The sequence below is a fragment of the Sphaerospermopsis sp. LEGE 08334 genome (assembly GCF_015207205.1).
In the GTDB taxonomy this organism is placed as follows: Bacteria; Cyanobacteriota; Cyanobacteriia; order Cyanobacteriales; family Nostocaceae; genus Sphaerospermopsis.
In genome coordinates, this window is record NZ_JADEXH010000039.1 from 12544 (window position 1) to 29870 (window position 17327).

Sequence of the window (17327 nt, forward strand, 5' to 3'; positions counted from 1 at the left end):
GGTTGACTGTTGACGGTTGACGGTGGAAATCCAAACCTAAGCTGTTACACAGCTAAATTGTATAATCCTAATATTCTGAACTCTTGTTTAACAGGCAAGATGCCTGTTCCACTTATACAAATTAAATGCACAACAGCTTACCCCCGAATGACTGTAATATTTCTCCCTTGGGGACTCTGGGCTATTTCCGTGGTAGTGCGATCGCTGATGGGGGGTAAATCGGGGCGACGGTCAAATATGATTAACCATCCTGTATCTAAATTTAATCCTGATAAATATTTATCTAACTGTACCAATCCTTTGGGTAATGGGTCGGGTTTACCCTGTTTCCATACCTTTAATTCCATCCCTAAGACTACATCGCCATAACGCAGACATATATCCATTCTGCCAGAGCCGATGGCGTATTCCCGCTCTAAGCTCCCACCACCATTGACGACACGGTGTAAAAATGCCATTAATACTAAGTGAGGGGCTATTTCTGGGTAGGGAGTGCTTTTGAATAATGGTTCTCCATGTTGTCGCCAAAAGTCTAAAAAAGTTTCTAACAATATTTGCGGGTTTAATTCCCCTGTGGGTGTTAACCAACTGGGTTGAATCATCGGTAAACTATCTTGAGTACCCTGGGATAACACCTTGGGGATGACCTCTTGATAAATGGGGTTAGCTACCTTTAACCCACCTTCTTTACTGCGAATCACTAAACCTAAATCTAACAGATAACGGCGATCGTCTTCCGGTGTGTTGGGTAATTCTTCCCCAGATAAAATAGGTTCTATGATTGCTTTTACCCTATCTTCTCGCAGTCGCTCTGCTAAACTATCTAAGTGCGTGTCTTGCCTTTGAATTAAAATATCTTTAGCTTGATTGATTAAATCTACTGTGATGGGGATATTCACATCTTCTGCTAAATACTCTGTAACTTGACGGGCGATCGCATTGACTAACCAAGGTTGACCCTGGGTTAAATAGTAGGCGTGGTTAATGGCTTTGGGGTTAAAGATTTGCCCCGTGGATTGGGTATGTTGTTCATATAAACTCTTTACATCTTCTAAAGTGAAATTACTTAAAGTTAAAGATTCCACCTTGATATTAAAGGGGCTAGAGGTATTTAATCTGTCAGTACCACCAGAGGCTACTTTATAATCACGTACATCCCGCATCCCAATTAACGCCACACATTGGGGGAAGCTCTGGGGGCGACGGGGGAAACCATCCCTTAACTGTCTTAATACATTAATTAAAGTTTGATTTTGCAGGGAGTCAATTTCATCAATAAACACCACCAAGGGGCGCTTAGAAGTTTCCGCCCAGGATTTGAGGAAAGAGCCAATACGTTGGGGTGGATTACCATTAGTTAAGAAAGATGGTTGTAATTCTGTTGGTAGCCAACAGTCAATAGCATCTTGCCAAGCATCTAAAATCCTTCTTTCTGCTATTTCTGGCTGATCGGGAAAAGCAGAGCCTACTTCTACGGATACCATGACAGCAGTATATTTACCACTAGCTGTTAATTCCTGTGCTAGGGTGAGCATGGCAGTGGTTTTACCGGTTTGTCTGGGTGCATGGATGACAAAGTAATTCTCTTGCTCAATCAGGCGTTTTAATTGGGGTAACCGTTCACTAGTGGGTAGGGTATAGTGAATATCTGGCTTACAAGGGCCTGCTGTGTTAAACCATTTAGTCATAAAAGTTCATGTATACTCCGATTTAATTATAACTTCTATGATTGTTGACGACAGTCAACAAATGCAAACCTACCCCCGAATGACTGTAATATTTCTCCCTTGGGGACTCTGGGCTATTTCCGTGGTAGTGCGATCGCTGATGGGGAGTAAATCGGGGCGACGGTCAAATATGATTAACCATCCTGTATCTAAATTTAATCCTGATAAATATTTATCTAATTGTATCAATCCTTGGTGTAAGGGGTCAGGTTTACCCTGTTTCCATACCTTTAATTCCATCCCTAAGACTACATCGCCATAACGCAGACATATATCCATCCTCCCGGAGCCGATGGCGTATTCCCGCTCTAAGCTCCCACCACCATTGACGACACGGTGTAAAAATGCCATTAATACTAAGTGAGGGGCTATTTCTGGGTAGGGAGTGCTTTTAAATAACGGTTCCCCATGTTGTCGCCAAAAGTCTAAGAATGACTCTAACAATGCTACTGCATCCAGTTTGCCAGTTGGTGTTAACCAGGTGGGTTGAACAGATGTTAAAGAAGCAATTGTCACATTTGCTAAAGTTTTCGGGAATACCTCTTTATAGATAGGATTAGCAATTTCCAGACCACCACCTCTATCCCGTTTACATAAACCTAAATCTAGTACATAGCGTAAATCATCATCAGGAACATTGCCTAAGTCTTCCCCAGCTAACATGGGTTGAATAATTGCTTTTACCCTATCTTCCCGTAGTCGCTCTGCTAAACTATCTAAATGGGTGTCTTGCCTCTGAATTAAAATATCTTTGGCTTGATTAATTAAATCTACCGTGATGGGAATATTCACATCTTCTGCTAAGTATTCTGTAACTTCCTTAGCTAAAGCATTGACTAACCAAGGTTGACCCTGGGTTAAATAGTAGGCGTGGTTAATAGCTTCGGGGGTGAAAATTTGCCCCGTGGCTTGAGTATGTTGTCCGTATAGATTACTTACATCTTGTAAGCTAAAATTACTTAAAGTCAGAGACCGTACCTTGATATTAAAGGGGCTAGAGGTATTTAATCTGTCAGTACCACCAGAGGCTACTTTATAATCACGTACATCCCGCATCCCAATTAACGCCACACATTGGGGGAAGCTCTGGGGGCGACGGGGAAAACCATCCCTTAACTGTCTTAAAACAGTAATTAAAGTTTGATTTTGCAGGGAGTCAATTTCATCAATAAACACCACCAAGGGGCGCACAGCAGTTTCCGCCCAGACAGTTAAAGCGGCATTTATCCGTTGTCCTGGTAGTGCATTTGGCCACACCGGTGGTTCTAGCTCCTTAGGTAGCCAAAATCGGGATGCCTCTCGCCAAGCACCTAAAATTGCCTGTTCTGCTATTTCTGGCTGATCGGGAAAAGCAGAGCCTACTTCTGCGGATACCATGACGGCAGTATATTTACCACTAGCTGTTAACTCCTGTGCTAGGGTGAGCATGGCAGTGGTTTTACCTGTTTGTCTGGGTGCATGGATGACAAAGTAATTCTCCTGATCAATCAGGCGTTTTAAGTCTGGTAACCGTTCGGTGGTGGGTAGGGTATAGTGGATATTCGGTTTACAAGGTCCGGCGGTGTTAAACCATTTAGTCATAATAGTTCATGTATACTCTGATTAAATTATAACTTCTATGATTGTTGACACAAAACAAAACTCATCCTTACAATTGTCAGAACAATTGTCAGAGTCGTAATGATTCCGCCCAATAATTTCTAGTTCAAATCAGCAAGACAAAAGGTAACAGATAAGAAGTGATTCTTTATCTGTCACCTGTCACCTGTCACCTGTCACCAATCACCTAATGATGATGGTGATGATGATGTAAAGCTAACTGTACATTAACTTCTTTGCCTTCCGCTTGCATCAACTCTGCAATATGAACATTTGCCCATTCCGCAGCCATATCCAAAAAGCGAGGATCATCATTTACACAAGCCATTTGTAAATAGTCCACACCAGAATGCTGTTTTTCTAAATCATGAATAATGTGATGCACATCTAACAAGGTTTCATGGTTTTCTGTGGCAAAACCTATGGGCATAAACATTACCACTTTTGCACCTAATTGAATCAGATTGTTAGCTGCTTGAGTGGCATTGGGTTGAGTCCATTCAATTAATGGTGTATCGTGGTTTAACCAACCAACAGAAATTAAAGGATAACGGTGAATTAATTTCTCTCTGACTAATTCATAAAGTGCCTGACTTTCATCAATTCCTGATGTAAAACCTTTGGCTTTGTGTGGACAGCCATGATTCATTAACACAATACCAATTTGTGATGGTAAATAAGCATCGGCTAAGTCAGAATTGATTTTTTCTTCTACTATTTGCGCCATTAAATTGATATATTCCGGCTCATTGTAGAAAGAAGGAATATAACGCATTCCTTTCACCCAATGTTCATCACCATCAGCTAATTCAGCCAAAGCATTATTAACTTGTTCAATAGCAATACCACTGGTAAAAATAGAATCTACCACTAACAAAGGATAGATCAAGATTTTTTCAAAGCCTTGATTTTTGATTTCTGCTAAAACTTGTTGCGGTAAAAAAGGAGCGCAAAAGTTAAAAGCTTTGAAAACTTGTACATTACCACCCCATCTATGTTGTAATTCGTGTTCAATTCCTGCCCGTTGCTGTTCAAAAATGGCATTATGGGGTGAGATAAAATCATGATGGGTATGTCCCCATTCATGACGATCAAATATAGCTAAAATCTTGGCTAAACTGGGATAAATCCAAGTTGGTACTGGTGCAAATTTGGCAGTGAGTAGATTTAAAGCTTGTTCATTATAATTGGCAAAATCTTCATAGCTCTCGACTTCACCATAACCCATGAGCAGTACAGCTATGCGATCATGGCCTGGTAGATGCTCGTGAGTATGTTGCATTTTTTCTGGAGTTGCAACCACAATAATTCCCTCAATATAAGCGAAATGGCGACATCCTCACAGGGTATAACCCTAGAGTTCACCATATTAGTTAATTATCATCCCATCCAGGGGGATAGGATAGATGTGAACATAAAAATATACATCTGATCATGAAAAATTTACAATTAACCAGTAAAAATTAACAATTAACTGACAATTAACCGAGCAAATGCCATAGGTTGTTCATCTTTAACCATAAAAGCTAATGAATATTATTATTTGTCCAGGTATTCATGAAATAGAATTAACGCAAAGCTTTGTCAGAAGCTTATTTAATCCCCATACTGAGAGAGGTGATCAGCAGTTATTAAATATACTGGTTTTTCCGGGAGAGGGGATTTTTACTTTATCAGCACTTCATATTTTACTGTTTTTGCGCGATCGCTTGAATAATAAGCTAGAATCGCCTGTTATATTCATTGGTTTTAGTGCTGGTGTAGTGGGGGCGATCGCGGCGGCTACAACATGGCAACTTCAAGGTGGTAATGTGAAAGCATTAATAGCTATAGATGGCTGGGGCGTGCCATTGTCGGGTAATTTTCCCATACATCGCCTGAGTCATGATTATTTTACCCATTGGAGTTCTGCTATTTTAGGTATTGGGGAAGATAACTTTTATGCCGATCCACCAGTTGATCATTTATCAATGTGGCGATCGCCTCACAAGATACAAGGTAACTGGACAGATCCATCAACTCGGTTTTCCCACCCCCAAAAATCCCTGAATGCGGCTGATTTCTTGCATATATTGTTAAAAAGCTATGAATAACAGGGGACTGGTGACTGGTGACGGGGAAGATTTATTCTTTTCCATCAAAGTAAGCACAAATTTTAAAGGATTAATTTCCCTATCACCAATCACCAATCACCAATCACCAATCACCAATCACCAATCACCCATTCCTGATGTTTCCCACTGAACCGACTGCTGTTAATAGCGGCTTTGGCGCACTGCTAAAAAACCGTAATTTTATGCTCCTGTGGATTGGGCAACTCATTTCCCAGTTAGCAGATAAGGTCTTGCTGATCTTAATGATTGATTTGTTGGAGAAAAAATACTTAACAGGCAATTTATCAGACGGTACTGGGCGCTTTTACTTATATATGGCATTCACCCTACCAGCAATTTTTTTTGGTTCTGCGGGTGGTGTGATTGTTGACAGGATGCCGAAAAAGCTGATCATGGTTGGCTCAGACTTTGTGCGTGGCCTATTGACACTGAGTATACCTTTCTTGCCCAGGCAGTTAGGTATATTATTGAGCATGAATTTTATTATCTCCACTGTCACACAGTTTTTTGCCCCAGCAGAACAGGCTGCGATTCCCCTGATGGTAAAACGAGAAAATCTCATGGCTGCTAATGCCTTATTTGGCAGCACGATGATGTCAGCATTGATTGTGGGTTATGCCGTAGGAAAACCGATTTTGGAATGGGCTGAATTTATAAACGTTGATTTTGGCAAAGAACTATTAGTAGGTGGTTTCTACCTTTTATCCGCCATCATCATGTTGCCGATTCGATTTAAAGAACACAGGCAAACTTCTGTAGCTAATCCTCTGAATGAATTTTTACAAGGCTTTTCGTATCTCAAACAAAACCGCTTGGTCTGGAATGCGATGTTGCAAATTGTCGCTTTGTATTGCGTGTTTGCGGCGTTATTGGAATTATCTATTAGATTAGCTGCTAAGTTGAACTTAGAACAAACAGATTTTAGTTTTTTTGTGGCAGCTGCTGGAGTAGGAATGGTTTTGGGTGCTGGAATTCTCGGACATTTTGGACATAGATTACATCGTCAGCCCCTGCCTTTAATTGGCTTTATATTTATGGCATTGGCACTGGTAATGTTTATTATGACTAATAATCTCTTTTTAGTTCTCGGACTTTGCGTTTTCTTAGGTTTGGGCGCTGCCCTAATTAATGTGCCAATGCAAACTTTGATTCAACAGCACACGCCCCCAGCAATGCACGGTAAGGTATTTGGGTTTCAAAATCATGCCATTAATATAGCTCTATCCGCACCTTTGTTGATTACAACCAAGTTGGTAAACGCCCTTGGTTTATCAATCGTTCTATTCGGAATGAGTGTTACTGTCGCAGCTATTGGTTTCTGGACTTGGCAAAATACCCGGAAAGTCTTGCAAGATGTGATCTAAAAATTTAAAAATTCAATCAGTTCATATAATGAATTATGAACATACACATCTGGATGATTATTTATGACTTGAGTTTGCCAAAAGTTCTCTTGACATTTTGATATAACTTCTACTACTAATTGTGTTTTTGAAGCATTTTGATTGCCAGAAAATTTATCAGCTTGTTTCACCTGAAAACCTACTCTTTGTAAAGCGCGAATAGTCCATATAGTCGCTATACCCTCACCAATAACTTGAACTTCTCCTTTCAATGGCGTATGCAAATTAAACTCACCAGACAAAATATCAAACTCCACACCTTCACTTTTGAAAGTATTCGCAAATGCACCACTTAATACTAAATCCTCCGGTGCGCCTACTTGTAAAATTCCATGAGAATCTAATAACCAAATTTGGTCAGCTAACCGCAAAGCTAAATCTAAATCATGGGTAGAAAGGAGAATTGCTTGATTAGTTTCCCTGGCTAAATTACGCAACAATTGCATAATTTCTACTCGCCGTGGTAAATCTAAAAATGCCGTTGGTTCATCTAGCAACATTACCATAGGAGACTGCGCTAAAGCACGGGCAATCATAATTTTTTGTCGTTCACCATCACTGAGTTCACTAACTTGACGGGAGACTAAATTTAATGCACCTACGGATTTAATTGCCCAGTGTACTATCGCTTCATCCTCAGCAGTCAAATTTCCCCACCAGTCAGTATAAGGATGTCGTCCTAAAGTTACCAAAGTATAAGCAGATAGCATTCCCACATCAACTTTTTCCGTGAGAACTAAACTCAACCGTTTCGCTAAATCTTGGGGTGCTAATTTGTAGATATTATCATCTAAAAGTCGGACTTCACCAGCTACAGGTGGTTGCATTCCGGCAAGCGATCGCAGTAATGTAGATTTACCTGCACCATTGGGACCCAATAAACACACCAATTCCCCAGCTTGCAAAGACACAGAAATATTTTCTGCTACACACCGAAAATTCTTTCGAGATGTTTGATAACCAATAGTCAAATTGTGAGTTGTTAAAATTGCATTACTCATATTTGTTGAGTTAGGGAACAGGGAACAGGGAACAGATAACTTTTTGATTTCTGTACAAACGAGTTTTATTGGAAGTGATTAGGATGGAAAAGACTTGCGGGAATTACGCCTTAAAATTACCCAAGTCACCACAGGAGTGCCAATTAAAGCCGTAATTGCATTTAAAGGTAAAACCATTTCAATTATTGCTAATTGAGAAAACAAATCTGCTATTAAAGCTAAAATTGCCCCTAAAATTATCACACTGGGAATTAAAATTCGATGGTCAGAAGTATTGAACAAACTCCGGCATAAATGAGGAATAGCCACCCCCAAAAATGCGATCGGTCCACAAAAAGCCGTAATTCCACCAGCTAAAATAGAAGCACTGGTAATAATAGAAAATCTAGTTTTTTCTACTGTTAAACCTACACTTCGCGCATAGGATTCACCTAACAAAAGTGCATTCAGAGATTTTGATTGCCACAACGCCATCAATAAACTTAAAAGTATCACTGGAATTAACACAATTAACTGCTTCCAAGTCACACCAGCAAAACTACCAAAAGTCCACATAATATAACTTTGCATCCGTTCTCTAGTGCTAAATTGCAATAAAATACTCACAATTCCACCAGTAGCATAACCAAATAATAAACCTAAAATTAGCAGCGTCATTGTATCTTGCACCCGACGAGAAACAACCAACATCACACCCAAAACCGAACCCGCACCCACACTAGCAGCTATCACTAATCCAAAATTAGTAATGATTCCCAAATTATTTAATAAAGTTGGTGTAGTCAAACTTGCAGTTAAAACCACCAACGCCACACCTAAACTTGCACCAGAACTAATTCCTAATACAAAAGGTCCAGCTAAGGGATTTTTAAATAATGTTTGCATTTGCAACCCACTCACACCTAAAGCAGCACCCGCCAAAGTTGCAGTTACAGCTTTCGGTAATCTAAATTTGAGAATTATATTGGCATGAGTGATCTTTTCTGGTTCTTGTCCTAGTAAAATATTTACAACTTCCTGAAGAGGAATAGCAACAGAACCCAAAGTCAAATCTAAGAGAAATATTAATAGTAAAGCTACAATTAATATCCCAAAAAATAAACTTCTTATGGAAATATTATCTGGAATAAATGAGTGAGATGTAAGATATTTTTTTGCGGTTTTCATAAACATTATTTTGGCAATTCGCGGTAATAAAACAGTTGATGTTCCAGCAACAATTCTGGATGCAAGATTTTAATTAAATCTGCTAGTACAATATCCGGGTTACTAATTCCTCCTTCCCAATAATCATTACCACCATCGGCATTAACACGGGCATTATTATTATAAATATTTCCAGTTTTTACAGCTTGAAAATCACCATAACGACTATCTTCTGCGACGACATCTTTTAAACTCTGCCAACTTTGGCTCGAATTTAACCAATAGTCAGCTTTAGCTGCACGTTCTAAAACTACCTCAAAAGAAAGTGGTAAACTACCATTAGATGGATCATCATTCCACAAATAATTACCTCCTGCATCATTCAGATATTTAGCCACATAACTTTTACCACCAGGCATAAACCAAGTACCTTTATAATTAAAGCCAACAAATACGGTGGGACGATTTTTTACAGATTGAGCTTTTGTGGCAATTTGTGTATATTTATCTGCTATTTCTTGAAATATATTTTCAGCTTTTTCTTCTTGATTAAAAAATAAAGCCGTAAATTTTAACCATTCACTTCTTCCCAATGGCGTATCTTCCATATATTCAGCATTTATCCCCACTTTCAAACCAGCTTCCGTAAGTTTACCGTAACTATCTGTTTGGGAATTTCCTGTACCAAAAGTTGTGACTAAATCAGGATTTAATGCTAATAACTTTTCTATATCCACATTGGAATTATTACCTAATTGGGTAATTTTTCCCTCTTTAATTCTCTCAATTACAGCCGGAGTATTAACTTGTTGAGTATTACTAATTCCTATTAACTTATCCACCAATCCTAATTTTGCTAAGTGGGGTAAATGAGTTGTAGATAAAGCCACGACAGAATTAACAGGAACTGTGATAATTTGTGCTTGATTAAATCCTGGAGGTGTGGGAGTTCCACACTGAACTAAAACATATTGAAACTGAGTTTTAGCATTCTGCCAAGGATTTTTAATCGTGACTAATTTGTAATGATTATGATATTCAACTGCGAATCCTGTAGCATAGTTAATTTTAGCTTTGTTAGGGAAATAATCTTGATTAGGGTTATAGTTTTGAATACAGGCGTTATTAGTTGTGTTGTTAGTTATAGGATTTTTAGTTATAGGATTTTTTGTACTATGACAGGCAATAATAAACGTAACTATCAAAAAAACTTGACAGAAAAAAAAGATTAACTTTGAATAAGGAAGTTTTAACAATTTCATTCGTGCTAGATATTTGTTAAATAGTGAAATATTGTAGGTTGGGTTGAACGAAGTGAAACCCAACATTTTTTTGCATTTTTTGGGCTTTACTTCGTCAAACCTAACCTACTAAATGCTAAATTCGCAAAATGAATTATACTTTTTCCGGTGGATATAAGTTTTCAGCCACCTTATTACCCTTAACTAAATGTTCATTGACAATATTTTCTGCCACATTAGGATTAACGCGAGTGTACCAAGTTCTATCATTAGAATAGAAAACCACAGGTCCTAATTGACAAACTTCTAAACAACCAGATGTTCTTACTTCTATATCTAAACCTGCATTTTCCACTGCTGATTTTAACGCCTCAAAAGTAGGTTGCCATTTGCGAGAAGGAAGACAGCGAGTAGAAGTACAAACTGAAATATAGGAATGTTTGAGAGGATTTTTATTAAAGGGAATTGGTTTAATTCCTAACACATAAATATCTCGCAAATCTTGATACAAAGCTAACTTTTCTAAATTTGGTTTCCCCTCCGGTAATAAATTTTCTCCATCTACCAAAGGATTAGGTAATAAAATCGTCATCAATTGTTCATTCGCACCATTCCAAAACTGAATTCCCCAACTTCTAGGATTTCCTTCTGGATTAAACCGCCGATAAAAAGCTGCACGAGAAACTAAACGCTGCTTCCTCACTTCCACAGGAGTTTTACACAAAGGACCACCAAAATTAGTATCAATACACAAATGTAAATGCCACCCTTCAGCCGCCACCGTCAAATATCCATCATAGAGAATACATAGTTTTGGTGGTGCATTAAATTCCAACTCTAAAACACTACCTTGAACAATATGGGCAATCCCCACCTGCTGCCAATTTTGCTCAAATAAAGTATACATTAATGATGCTAAAACATCACTCCCACAATCAAAATATTCATACTCAATGTATCCACCTGTAGATAGATTTTCTGTTTCTATTTTATTCATTGGTTGTACCCAACAATTAAACTCATTCATTCTTACTTCTCCTTTGCGCCTTTGCGTGAGATAATTATTAAAAACTAGAACTCAAACCCAATTGAAAAACCTTACCACCATCAGGAAAACCAGGGAATAACTGATAACGCTGATTAAACAAATTATCCAAGCTACCAGTCAATACTAGCCTATCATTAATTGGCACACGCATCTTCATATCAAAAGTGGTATATCCCGGCAAAAATTCTGTATTTGTATTATTGGTTGGATATCCGTTCAAAGAATTCATTAACAAACCCAAATACCAACCCTGGGGATTTTCATAAGACACCCCAAAATTTAACTTATCCGCACCTGCAAAACGTAATTCTTTATCCACTTCTGCGGCATTACCACTTCTTAAAATTCGCGGATCATTGGCTGTATAATTCACAAAACCATATATATTTCTTGCTAGTTGTAAATTCAGAGATGCTTCAATTCCTTGAGTTTGAACTAAACCAATATTTTCCCAAGTTCCTGTATTTCCATTTACAGGTGGAGTGAGTCTTTTAAAGGCAATGGTATCAGAAATACGGTTATTAAAAAATGTCAACCTCAATAAGCCAATATCACCTATTTTTTGGTCAATTCCTACATCAAAGCTATCGCCTTTTTCTGGTTTTAAATCAGGATTACCAATGTTAGTAGGATTATTATTAAATAAATTAGCAATGGTGGGGGCGCGGAAGTTTCTGATATAGTTAGCTCTCAGGGTAGTGGAATCAGAAACTGCGAATTTTGCACCTACAGATGGAGATGTAAATGAACCATTTACCAAACTACTAAAGTCTTGACGCACTCCTAAATTGACATTCAAATTAGGAGAAAACTGAATATCATATCTACTAAAAATTGCCCCTTGACTGATACCGTCATCATAGTTTAATCGTAAAATATTTGTATCGTAATTAAAGGAAGTGTTGTGTACATTAGTGTTACGGTAATCAAAGCCATAGACTAAGGTTTGATTTTGAGACAGATTCCAATTATGGGTAACTTGAATACCATAGGAATCTTGTTTGGTATCAAAGCGATTTTGAGATGTAATTGCACCAGTACGATTATCAAAGCGAGTGTTGAGAAAATCGGCGTAAACTCTCGCTGTTAATAATGAATCATCTCCGTTTCCTAATTTAGAGTTCCAGGTTAAATCAGTGAGAACTTGGTCGGTGTATTTGCGATTATTATCGGTGAGAGAGTTAAAAAATCCCTGACCAAATTGAGGTGTGGGAATGGGTACACCTCCGGGTGATCCCTGTTCTTTTCCTAAATATAAAGTTGATAAAGTTAAGGTATTTCTTTTTCCTAAATTTGCCTCTAGTTTCAGGTTAAAGTTGTTGAACAGTGCATCATTATTTGTTCTTGTCCCTTCAAAGTTCGCTTCAGGAATGCTGAAGGGATAATTATTTTGTGCTTGAGTACGGTTGTAACCAACTACCCAAGCAATATCACCAGATTTTCCACTATTTTGAATGCTTTGTTGGTTGAGTCCATAGGACCCAAAATTAACTTTGGTTTCTGTGGTAATCTGCTCTGTAGGACGACGAGTAACAATATTAATTACTCCACCTATTGCATCTGAACCATAGAGGGTTGAACCACCTCCAGGTAAGACTTCAACTCTTTCAATATTATTACTGGTAAATTCTGAAAGGTCGAAACCTCCACCACCTAAATTATTAATTGGTCTTCCATCCAATAATATTAAAACTTGTCCGGTGTTAGAACCGCGAATAAATTGACCACTTAAAGCGTTGACTTCTGTTCCTACAGTACCATCACCCAAAATACCTGGTAAAAATCGCAGTGCTTCTTTGACTGTTCTTGCACCTTGCGCTTCCATTTCTTCCCCAGTGATGACGTAAACCGGACGGGTAGAATCTTTGACTGTTCCTTCTCGACGAAAGGGTGAAAATACGGGTTCGTTGAGAATACTATCAATCACTGTGATTTCTATATCCGGTTCTTTTTCTTCTGTTTGTGCAATTGGTTGTAAGTCTTGGGCGGAATTTTCAGATTTTGGTGTAACTTCTGTGGCTATGGTGGGGTGATTTTTCCCTAATATCCCGGATGTAATGGTCAAACTGAAAATCAGTATTTGAGTTTCCCATCTGGTAATAAGCTGAGTACGCATTGGTAGTTAAGTCCCTGAATAAATCAATAAATACTGGTGGTCTGCACAAAAGTTTTTAGCTGGTAAATTTTGATAATGATTATTATTATCACATTTAGGGTACATTTTACAAGCTAGTTTCTGGGTTTGTAGTCAGGAGGGGCGGCCGTTCGCCCCCTCAACTTGAGGACTAAAGTCCTCACTACGAACTTTAATTAACAGCAATTTTCGGTGAGTTTTGCCCATTTACTGAGGGGTGGTATTTTGGCTAAGATGCCTGTTTTTAAGGGTTCTGGGCGTTCTGACCAAGGTAGTAAACCCGTGGGGTTAGTGTAGTATTGGGTGGCACATTGCAGGATGGCAGATGCACTATCATCAACTGCTAAGTTACCGAAAAGATAGGTAAATTTCTCTTCTCCTTGGAAAGCGATAACGCAAGCATGGTTGCAAGCACTCATACATTGGACTCCTTGAATGGAGAATTTAGAGTGCAGTTCCCAAGTTTGTGCAAGTTGTTGAAGTTTGTGTAATAGCTGCTGTCCGCCACTTTCACCTATCTTTTTACCTTCTTTCCACACACTGGCGCAGGTTGTACAGACAAATAAAGTATGTTGTTGTTTTTGCATTAATTTTCAGTTGTTGCAGATTGAAATGACGAATTAGCCTCGCGTCCATCTAGGACAGGAAATCATGTAAATATGCAAAGTGAAGGTTTGTATCTATAACCTTCTCAGTAGCTATTGATATGTGTAGGGAAAATTCTACAATCTCATAGAAATTTCTATGGTATCGCCTATATATGAGTCTATGAGACAGTGATACTGTTTGATGAAGAAAGTGTTAATTGTGTTATTCATCTGTACCTCGCAGATGGGAGTATGTTGTCATTGCGGCGGGCATTCTGACTTTGAAGTGTTAACTTCATTACAGCTGCGGGACAGTGCTGGATTCACACCAGGCTTTCCCCGTTACCTCTGATGGCTGTTTCCCACCAGAACCGCTAGGTGGACTGTACCATAGTAGTGATGCAGATTTTCAGATGTTTACAAATTGTAAAGTAATCTGGCATCACAAATACCAATAACCAGATACTCTGACTTCCCCGCTTTTCTAAAGCAAATCCAAATTAGGTGTTTGATAAATTAGTAATAATGTATTGATAATTTAAAAAAGCCACTCAATTAAAAGTGGTTTTTATTTTGGGTGTAGAATTGGATTACCCTGAAATTCTAAATACAAAATCTAAGGCTTAACTTTTAGTTATATTTTGAGGTTAACCGTGCCATCGCCTTCTCAAATCAGTCTCCCACAATCAGAAAATCAGAAGCAGTCCGCTATTTCTAAATCTACCCCTGTAACTCCAAAACGGGAAACAGGCGGTTTCGCTCTGTTAGATAGTCTGCTGCGTCATGGTGTTGAGTATATCTTTGGTTATCCTGGTGGGGCAATTCTACCGATTTATGATGACCTTTACAAAGTAGAGGAAACTGGTACAATTAAACACATTCTTGTCAGACATGAACAAGGCGCGTCCCATGCTGCGGATGGTTATGCCCGTGCAACTGGCAAGGTAGGAGTATGTTTTGGTACTTCTGGTCCAGGAGCAACTAACCTGGTAACAGGTATTGCGACTGCTTACATGGATTCTATTCCCATGATTATTGTGACTGGACAAGTACCACGGGCTGCAATTGGTACTGATGCTTTCCAAGAGACAGATATTTACGGTATTACTCTACCCATTGTTAAGCATTCTTATGTAGTGCGTGATCCCAAAGACATGGCGCGAATTGTAGCGGAAGCGTTCCACATTGCCAGTACGGGTAGACCTGGACCTGTGTTGATAGATGTTCCTAAAGATGTGGCTTTAGAAGTATTTGATTATGTACCTGTAGAACCAGGTTCAGTTAAGTTACCAGGATATCGTCCCACTGTTAAAGGCAACCCTAGACAAATTAACGCAGCTATCCAGTTAATTCGTGAAAGTCGTCGTCCTTTATTGTATGTGGGTGGAGGTGCGATCGCGGCTAATGCTCACGAAGAAGTTCAACAATTAGCAGAATTATTTAATATCCCTGTCACCACAACCTTAATGGGTATCGGTGCATTTGATGAACATCATCCCCTATCTGTGGGAATGTTGGGAATGCACGGAACTGCTTACGCTAATTTTGCGGTGACAGATTGTGATTTACTGATTTGTGTTGGTGCAAGATTTGATGACCGGGTAACAGGTAAATTAGATGAATTTGCCTCCCATGCTAAAGTTATTCACATTGATATTGACCCAGCAGAAGTAGGTAAAAACCGTGTTCCTGATGTGCCTATTGTTGGCGATGTTAAAAACGTTTTAAAAGACTTATTACGGCGATGTCAAGACACAAACGGCAAAGCAACACCTAACCAAAATCAAGAATGGTTGAATTTAATTCACCGTTGGAAACAGGATTATCCTTTGGTTGTGCCTCATCATGCTGATAGCATTTCTCCCCAAGAGGTAATTGTGGAAGTTGGTCGCCAAGCACCCAACGCATTTTATACCACTGATGTGGGACAGCATCAAATGTGGGCTGCCCAATTTTTGAAGAATGGACCAAGACGCTGGATCTCTAGCGCAGGTTTAGGAACAATGGGTTTTGGTGTACCTGCGGCGATGGGTGCAAAGGTAGCTTTTCCTGATGAAGAGGTAATTTGTATTAGCGGTGATGCCAGTTTCCAAATGTGTTTACAGGAATTGGGGACATTAGCACAATATGGTATAAATGTCAAGACTGTTATTTTAAATAACGGTTGGCAGGGAATGGTGCGCCAGTGGCAACAAGCCTTTTACGGTGAGCGTTATTCCTGCTCCAACATGGAAGTAGGGATGCCGGATATTGAACTTTTGGCACAGGCTTATGGTATTAAAGGCATGGTGATTAATACCAGAGAAGAGTTAGCGGATAAAATCGCCGAAATGCTGGCACACAATGGACCGGTAGTGGTAGATGTGCGTGTTACCAAAGATGAAAACTGTTATCCAATGGTAGCGCCTGGTAAGAGTAACGCCCAGATGTTTGGTTTACCTAAACCAGCACCTACAGGAGCAGTTGAGCCAGTTTACTGCAACCATTGTGGTACAAAAAACCCACCCAGTCATAATTTCTGTGCTGAGTGCGGGAATAAGTTGTAAGTAAAAACACCAGAATCAGATCCCTGATTTCTGTAAGAAGTCGGGGATATTGTGTGAAAATCACCTTCTAGATTGGGTATTGAGGGTTTGAGTTTAGCTAAAATCTTTTTTATGTTAAAAACATAACTTCTGTGTGCAAACGTATGAAAAAAAGTAACAGTCTCTGTGATTTTATGCAATGATTTGGGAATCTAAATAATAGTCTGTCAAAAGGATAATCATGTCTAAAAGTGAGTTGGTTAAAAGCAAAATCAAAACTTCAGTTAAACTAGAACCAGAAGTGGCGATCGCCATTATCGGACTTTTTTCCGCTTCTGGTGAGGATGAAGGTATTATTACCCCCGAAGAATACCCCTTACCAGAAATGTTAGAAGGTATTGAACTGTTTGCAAGTTACTCTGAGGAAGACTTTGATAAGTTAACAGCAAAAGTCAACACCTTGATAGAGGAAGAAAAAGTAGAGAATTTAATTCCTAGTGCGATCGCATCCTTAACAAAAAAGAGTTATCGTGAAACTGCCTATATCACAGCTATTTTGATCCTGGGAATGGAAGAAGACATACCCGAATCAGAAGAAGATTATCTCTTTGAACTTCAGGAAGCATTAAAAATTTCCGATGAGCGAGCAGAAGAACTAATAGACGAAATTTTCGAGGAATATGAAGAAGAAGAGGAGGAAGAAGAATAATTAGGGTTTGTTTTTTGAATATTCCCCACTTTTCCAAGAATTAGGGCATTTAGCTCTTTAGTTTGCAATTTTCACATAAATAAGTTAATTTAG

General features: G+C 38.9%; 13 protein-coding genes and 1 riboswitch. Of the genes, 4 read left to right on the top strand and 9 right to left on the bottom strand.

The genetic code is table 11. From position 1 onward, the window contains the following. Nucleotides 1-137: 137 nt before the first annotated feature. The 3 genes from IQ237_RS19745 to IQ237_RS19755 all read right to left on the bottom strand — a co-directional run bounded on the left by IQ237_RS19745 (nt 138) and on the right by IQ237_RS19755 (nt 4629). Nucleotides 138-1688 (bottom strand): ATP-binding protein, encoded by a 1551-nt coding sequence (locus tag IQ237_RS19745; RefSeq protein ID WP_194058256.1) that lies wholly within the window; start codon nt 1686-1688, stop codon nt 138-140. A 69-nt stretch (nt 1689-1757) separates the two neighbouring features. Continuing rightward, complete coding sequence (locus tag IQ237_RS19750) at nt 1758-3308, bottom strand: ATP-binding protein (RefSeq protein WP_194058258.1); 1551 nt, start codon at nt 3306-3308, stop codon at nt 1758-1760. A 205-nt stretch (nt 3309-3513) separates the two neighbouring features. After that, nucleotides 3514-4629 carry a ferrochelatase gene (locus IQ237_RS19755; protein WP_194058260.1) on the bottom strand — a complete coding sequence of 372 codons (1116 nt, stop codon included), beginning with the start codon at nt 4627-4629 and terminating at the stop codon, nt 3514-3516. A 226-nt stretch (nt 4630-4855) separates the two neighbouring features. On the opposite strand from IQ237_RS19755, the gene IQ237_RS19760 reads away from it, so the two are divergent. Both IQ237_RS19760 and IQ237_RS19765 read left to right on the top strand, forming a co-directional pair. Beyond that, the gene (locus IQ237_RS19760) at nt 4856-5419 is read left to right on the top strand and encodes a hypothetical protein (protein ID WP_194058262.1); all 564 of its coding nucleotides are present in this window, start codon (nt 4856-4858) and stop codon (nt 5417-5419) included. Between the two features lie 137 nt (nt 5420-5556). Beyond that, a complete protein-coding gene (locus IQ237_RS19765) occupies nt 5557-6804 on the top strand; it encodes an MFS transporter (protein ID WP_194058264.1) in 1248 nt (415 codons plus the stop codon). Here IQ237_RS19765 and IQ237_RS19770 read toward each other — a convergent pair. The 6 genes from IQ237_RS19770 to IQ237_RS19795 all read right to left on the bottom strand — a co-directional run bounded on the left by IQ237_RS19770 (nt 6801) and on the right by IQ237_RS19795 (nt 14000). Then, nucleotides 6801-7844, bottom strand: a complete 1044-nt coding sequence (locus IQ237_RS19770; RefSeq protein WP_194058266.1) for an ABC transporter ATP-binding protein — start codon at nt 7842-7844, stop codon at nt 6801-6803. The two genes, IQ237_RS19765 and IQ237_RS19770, sit on opposite strands and share 4 nt — an antisense overlap. A 78-nt stretch (nt 7845-7922) precedes the next feature. Then, a complete protein-coding gene (locus tag IQ237_RS19775; RefSeq protein ID WP_194058268.1) occupies nt 7923-9011 on the bottom strand; it encodes an iron ABC transporter permease in 1089 nt (362 codons plus the stop codon). 5 nt (nt 9012-9016) lie between these two features. Further along, nucleotides 9017-10252: an ABC transporter substrate-binding protein gene (locus tag IQ237_RS19780; RefSeq protein WP_194058270.1), complete on the bottom strand. Its 1236-nt coding sequence runs from the start codon at nt 10250-10252 to the stop codon at nt 9017-9019. A gap of 133 nt (nt 10253-10385) precedes the next feature. After that, nucleotides 10386-11258, bottom strand: a complete 873-nt coding sequence (locus IQ237_RS19785; RefSeq protein WP_194058272.1) for a ferredoxin — start codon at nt 11256-11258, stop codon at nt 10386-10388. Nucleotides 11259-11295: 37 nt separating this feature from the next. Next, entirely contained in the window at nt 11296-13395 is a 2100-nt protein-coding gene (locus IQ237_RS19790) for a TonB-dependent siderophore receptor (protein WP_194058274.1), read from the bottom strand. 194 nt (nt 13396-13589) lie between these two features. Next, a complete protein-coding gene (locus IQ237_RS19795) occupies nt 13590-14000 on the bottom strand; it encodes a DUF1636 family protein (RefSeq protein WP_194058276.1) in 411 nt (136 codons plus the stop codon). A 247-nt stretch (nt 14001-14247) separates the two neighbouring features. Continuing rightward, a riboswitch (cobalamin riboswitch) is annotated at nt 14248-14391 on the bottom strand. Nucleotides 14392-14653: 262 nt separating this feature from the next. On the opposite strand from IQ237_RS19795, the gene ilvB reads away from it, so the two are divergent. Both ilvB and IQ237_RS19805 read left to right on the top strand, forming a co-directional pair. Continuing rightward, nucleotides 14654-16546 (top strand): biosynthetic-type acetolactate synthase large subunit, encoded by a 1893-nt coding sequence (gene ilvB, locus IQ237_RS19800; RefSeq protein ID WP_194058278.1) that lies wholly within the window; start codon nt 14654-14656, stop codon nt 16544-16546. 220 nt (nt 16547-16766) lie between these two features. Then, nucleotides 16767-17234: a tellurite resistance TerB family protein gene (locus tag IQ237_RS19805; RefSeq protein ID WP_194058280.1), complete on the top strand. Its 468-nt coding sequence runs from the start codon at nt 16767-16769 to the stop codon at nt 17232-17234. The last annotated feature ends 93 nt before the right edge of the window (nt 17235-17327 follow it).

Coding starts and splice junctions, on each gene's coding strand:
- IQ237_RS19745 (WP_194058256.1), bottom strand. CDS start 1,688: ATGACTAAATGGTTTAACACAGCAGGCCCTTGTAAGCCAGATATTCAC.
- IQ237_RS19750 (WP_194058258.1), bottom strand. CDS start 3,308: ATGACTAAATGGTTTAACACCGCCGGACCTTGTAAACCGAATATCCAC.
- IQ237_RS19760 (WP_194058262.1), top strand. CDS start 4,856: ATGAATATTATTATTTGTCCAGGTATTCATGAAATAGAATTAACGCAA.
- IQ237_RS19765 (WP_194058264.1), top strand. CDS start 5,557: ATGTTTCCCACTGAACCGACTGCTGTTAATAGCGGCTTTGGCGCACTG.
- IQ237_RS19770 (WP_194058266.1), bottom strand. CDS start 7,844: ATGAGTAATGCAATTTTAACAACTCACAATTTGACTATTGGTTATCAA.
- IQ237_RS19775 (WP_194058268.1), bottom strand. CDS start 9,011: ATGAAAACCGCAAAAAAATATCTTACATCTCACTCATTTATTCCAGAT.
- IQ237_RS19780 (WP_194058270.1), bottom strand. CDS start 10,252: ATGAAATTGTTAAAACTTCCTTATTCAAAGTTAATCTTTTTTTTCTGT.
- IQ237_RS19785 (WP_194058272.1), bottom strand. CDS start 11,258: ATGAATGAGTTTAATTGTTGGGTACAACCAATGAATAAAATAGAAACA.
- IQ237_RS19790 (WP_194058274.1), bottom strand. CDS start 13,395: ATGCGTACTCAGCTTATTACCAGATGGGAAACTCAAATACTGATTTTC.
- IQ237_RS19795 (WP_194058276.1), bottom strand. CDS start 14,000: ATGCAAAAACAACAACATACTTTATTTGTCTGTACAACCTGCGCCAGT.
- IQ237_RS19805 (WP_194058280.1), top strand. CDS start 16,767: ATGTCTAAAAGTGAGTTGGTTAAAAGCAAAATCAAAACTTCAGTTAAA.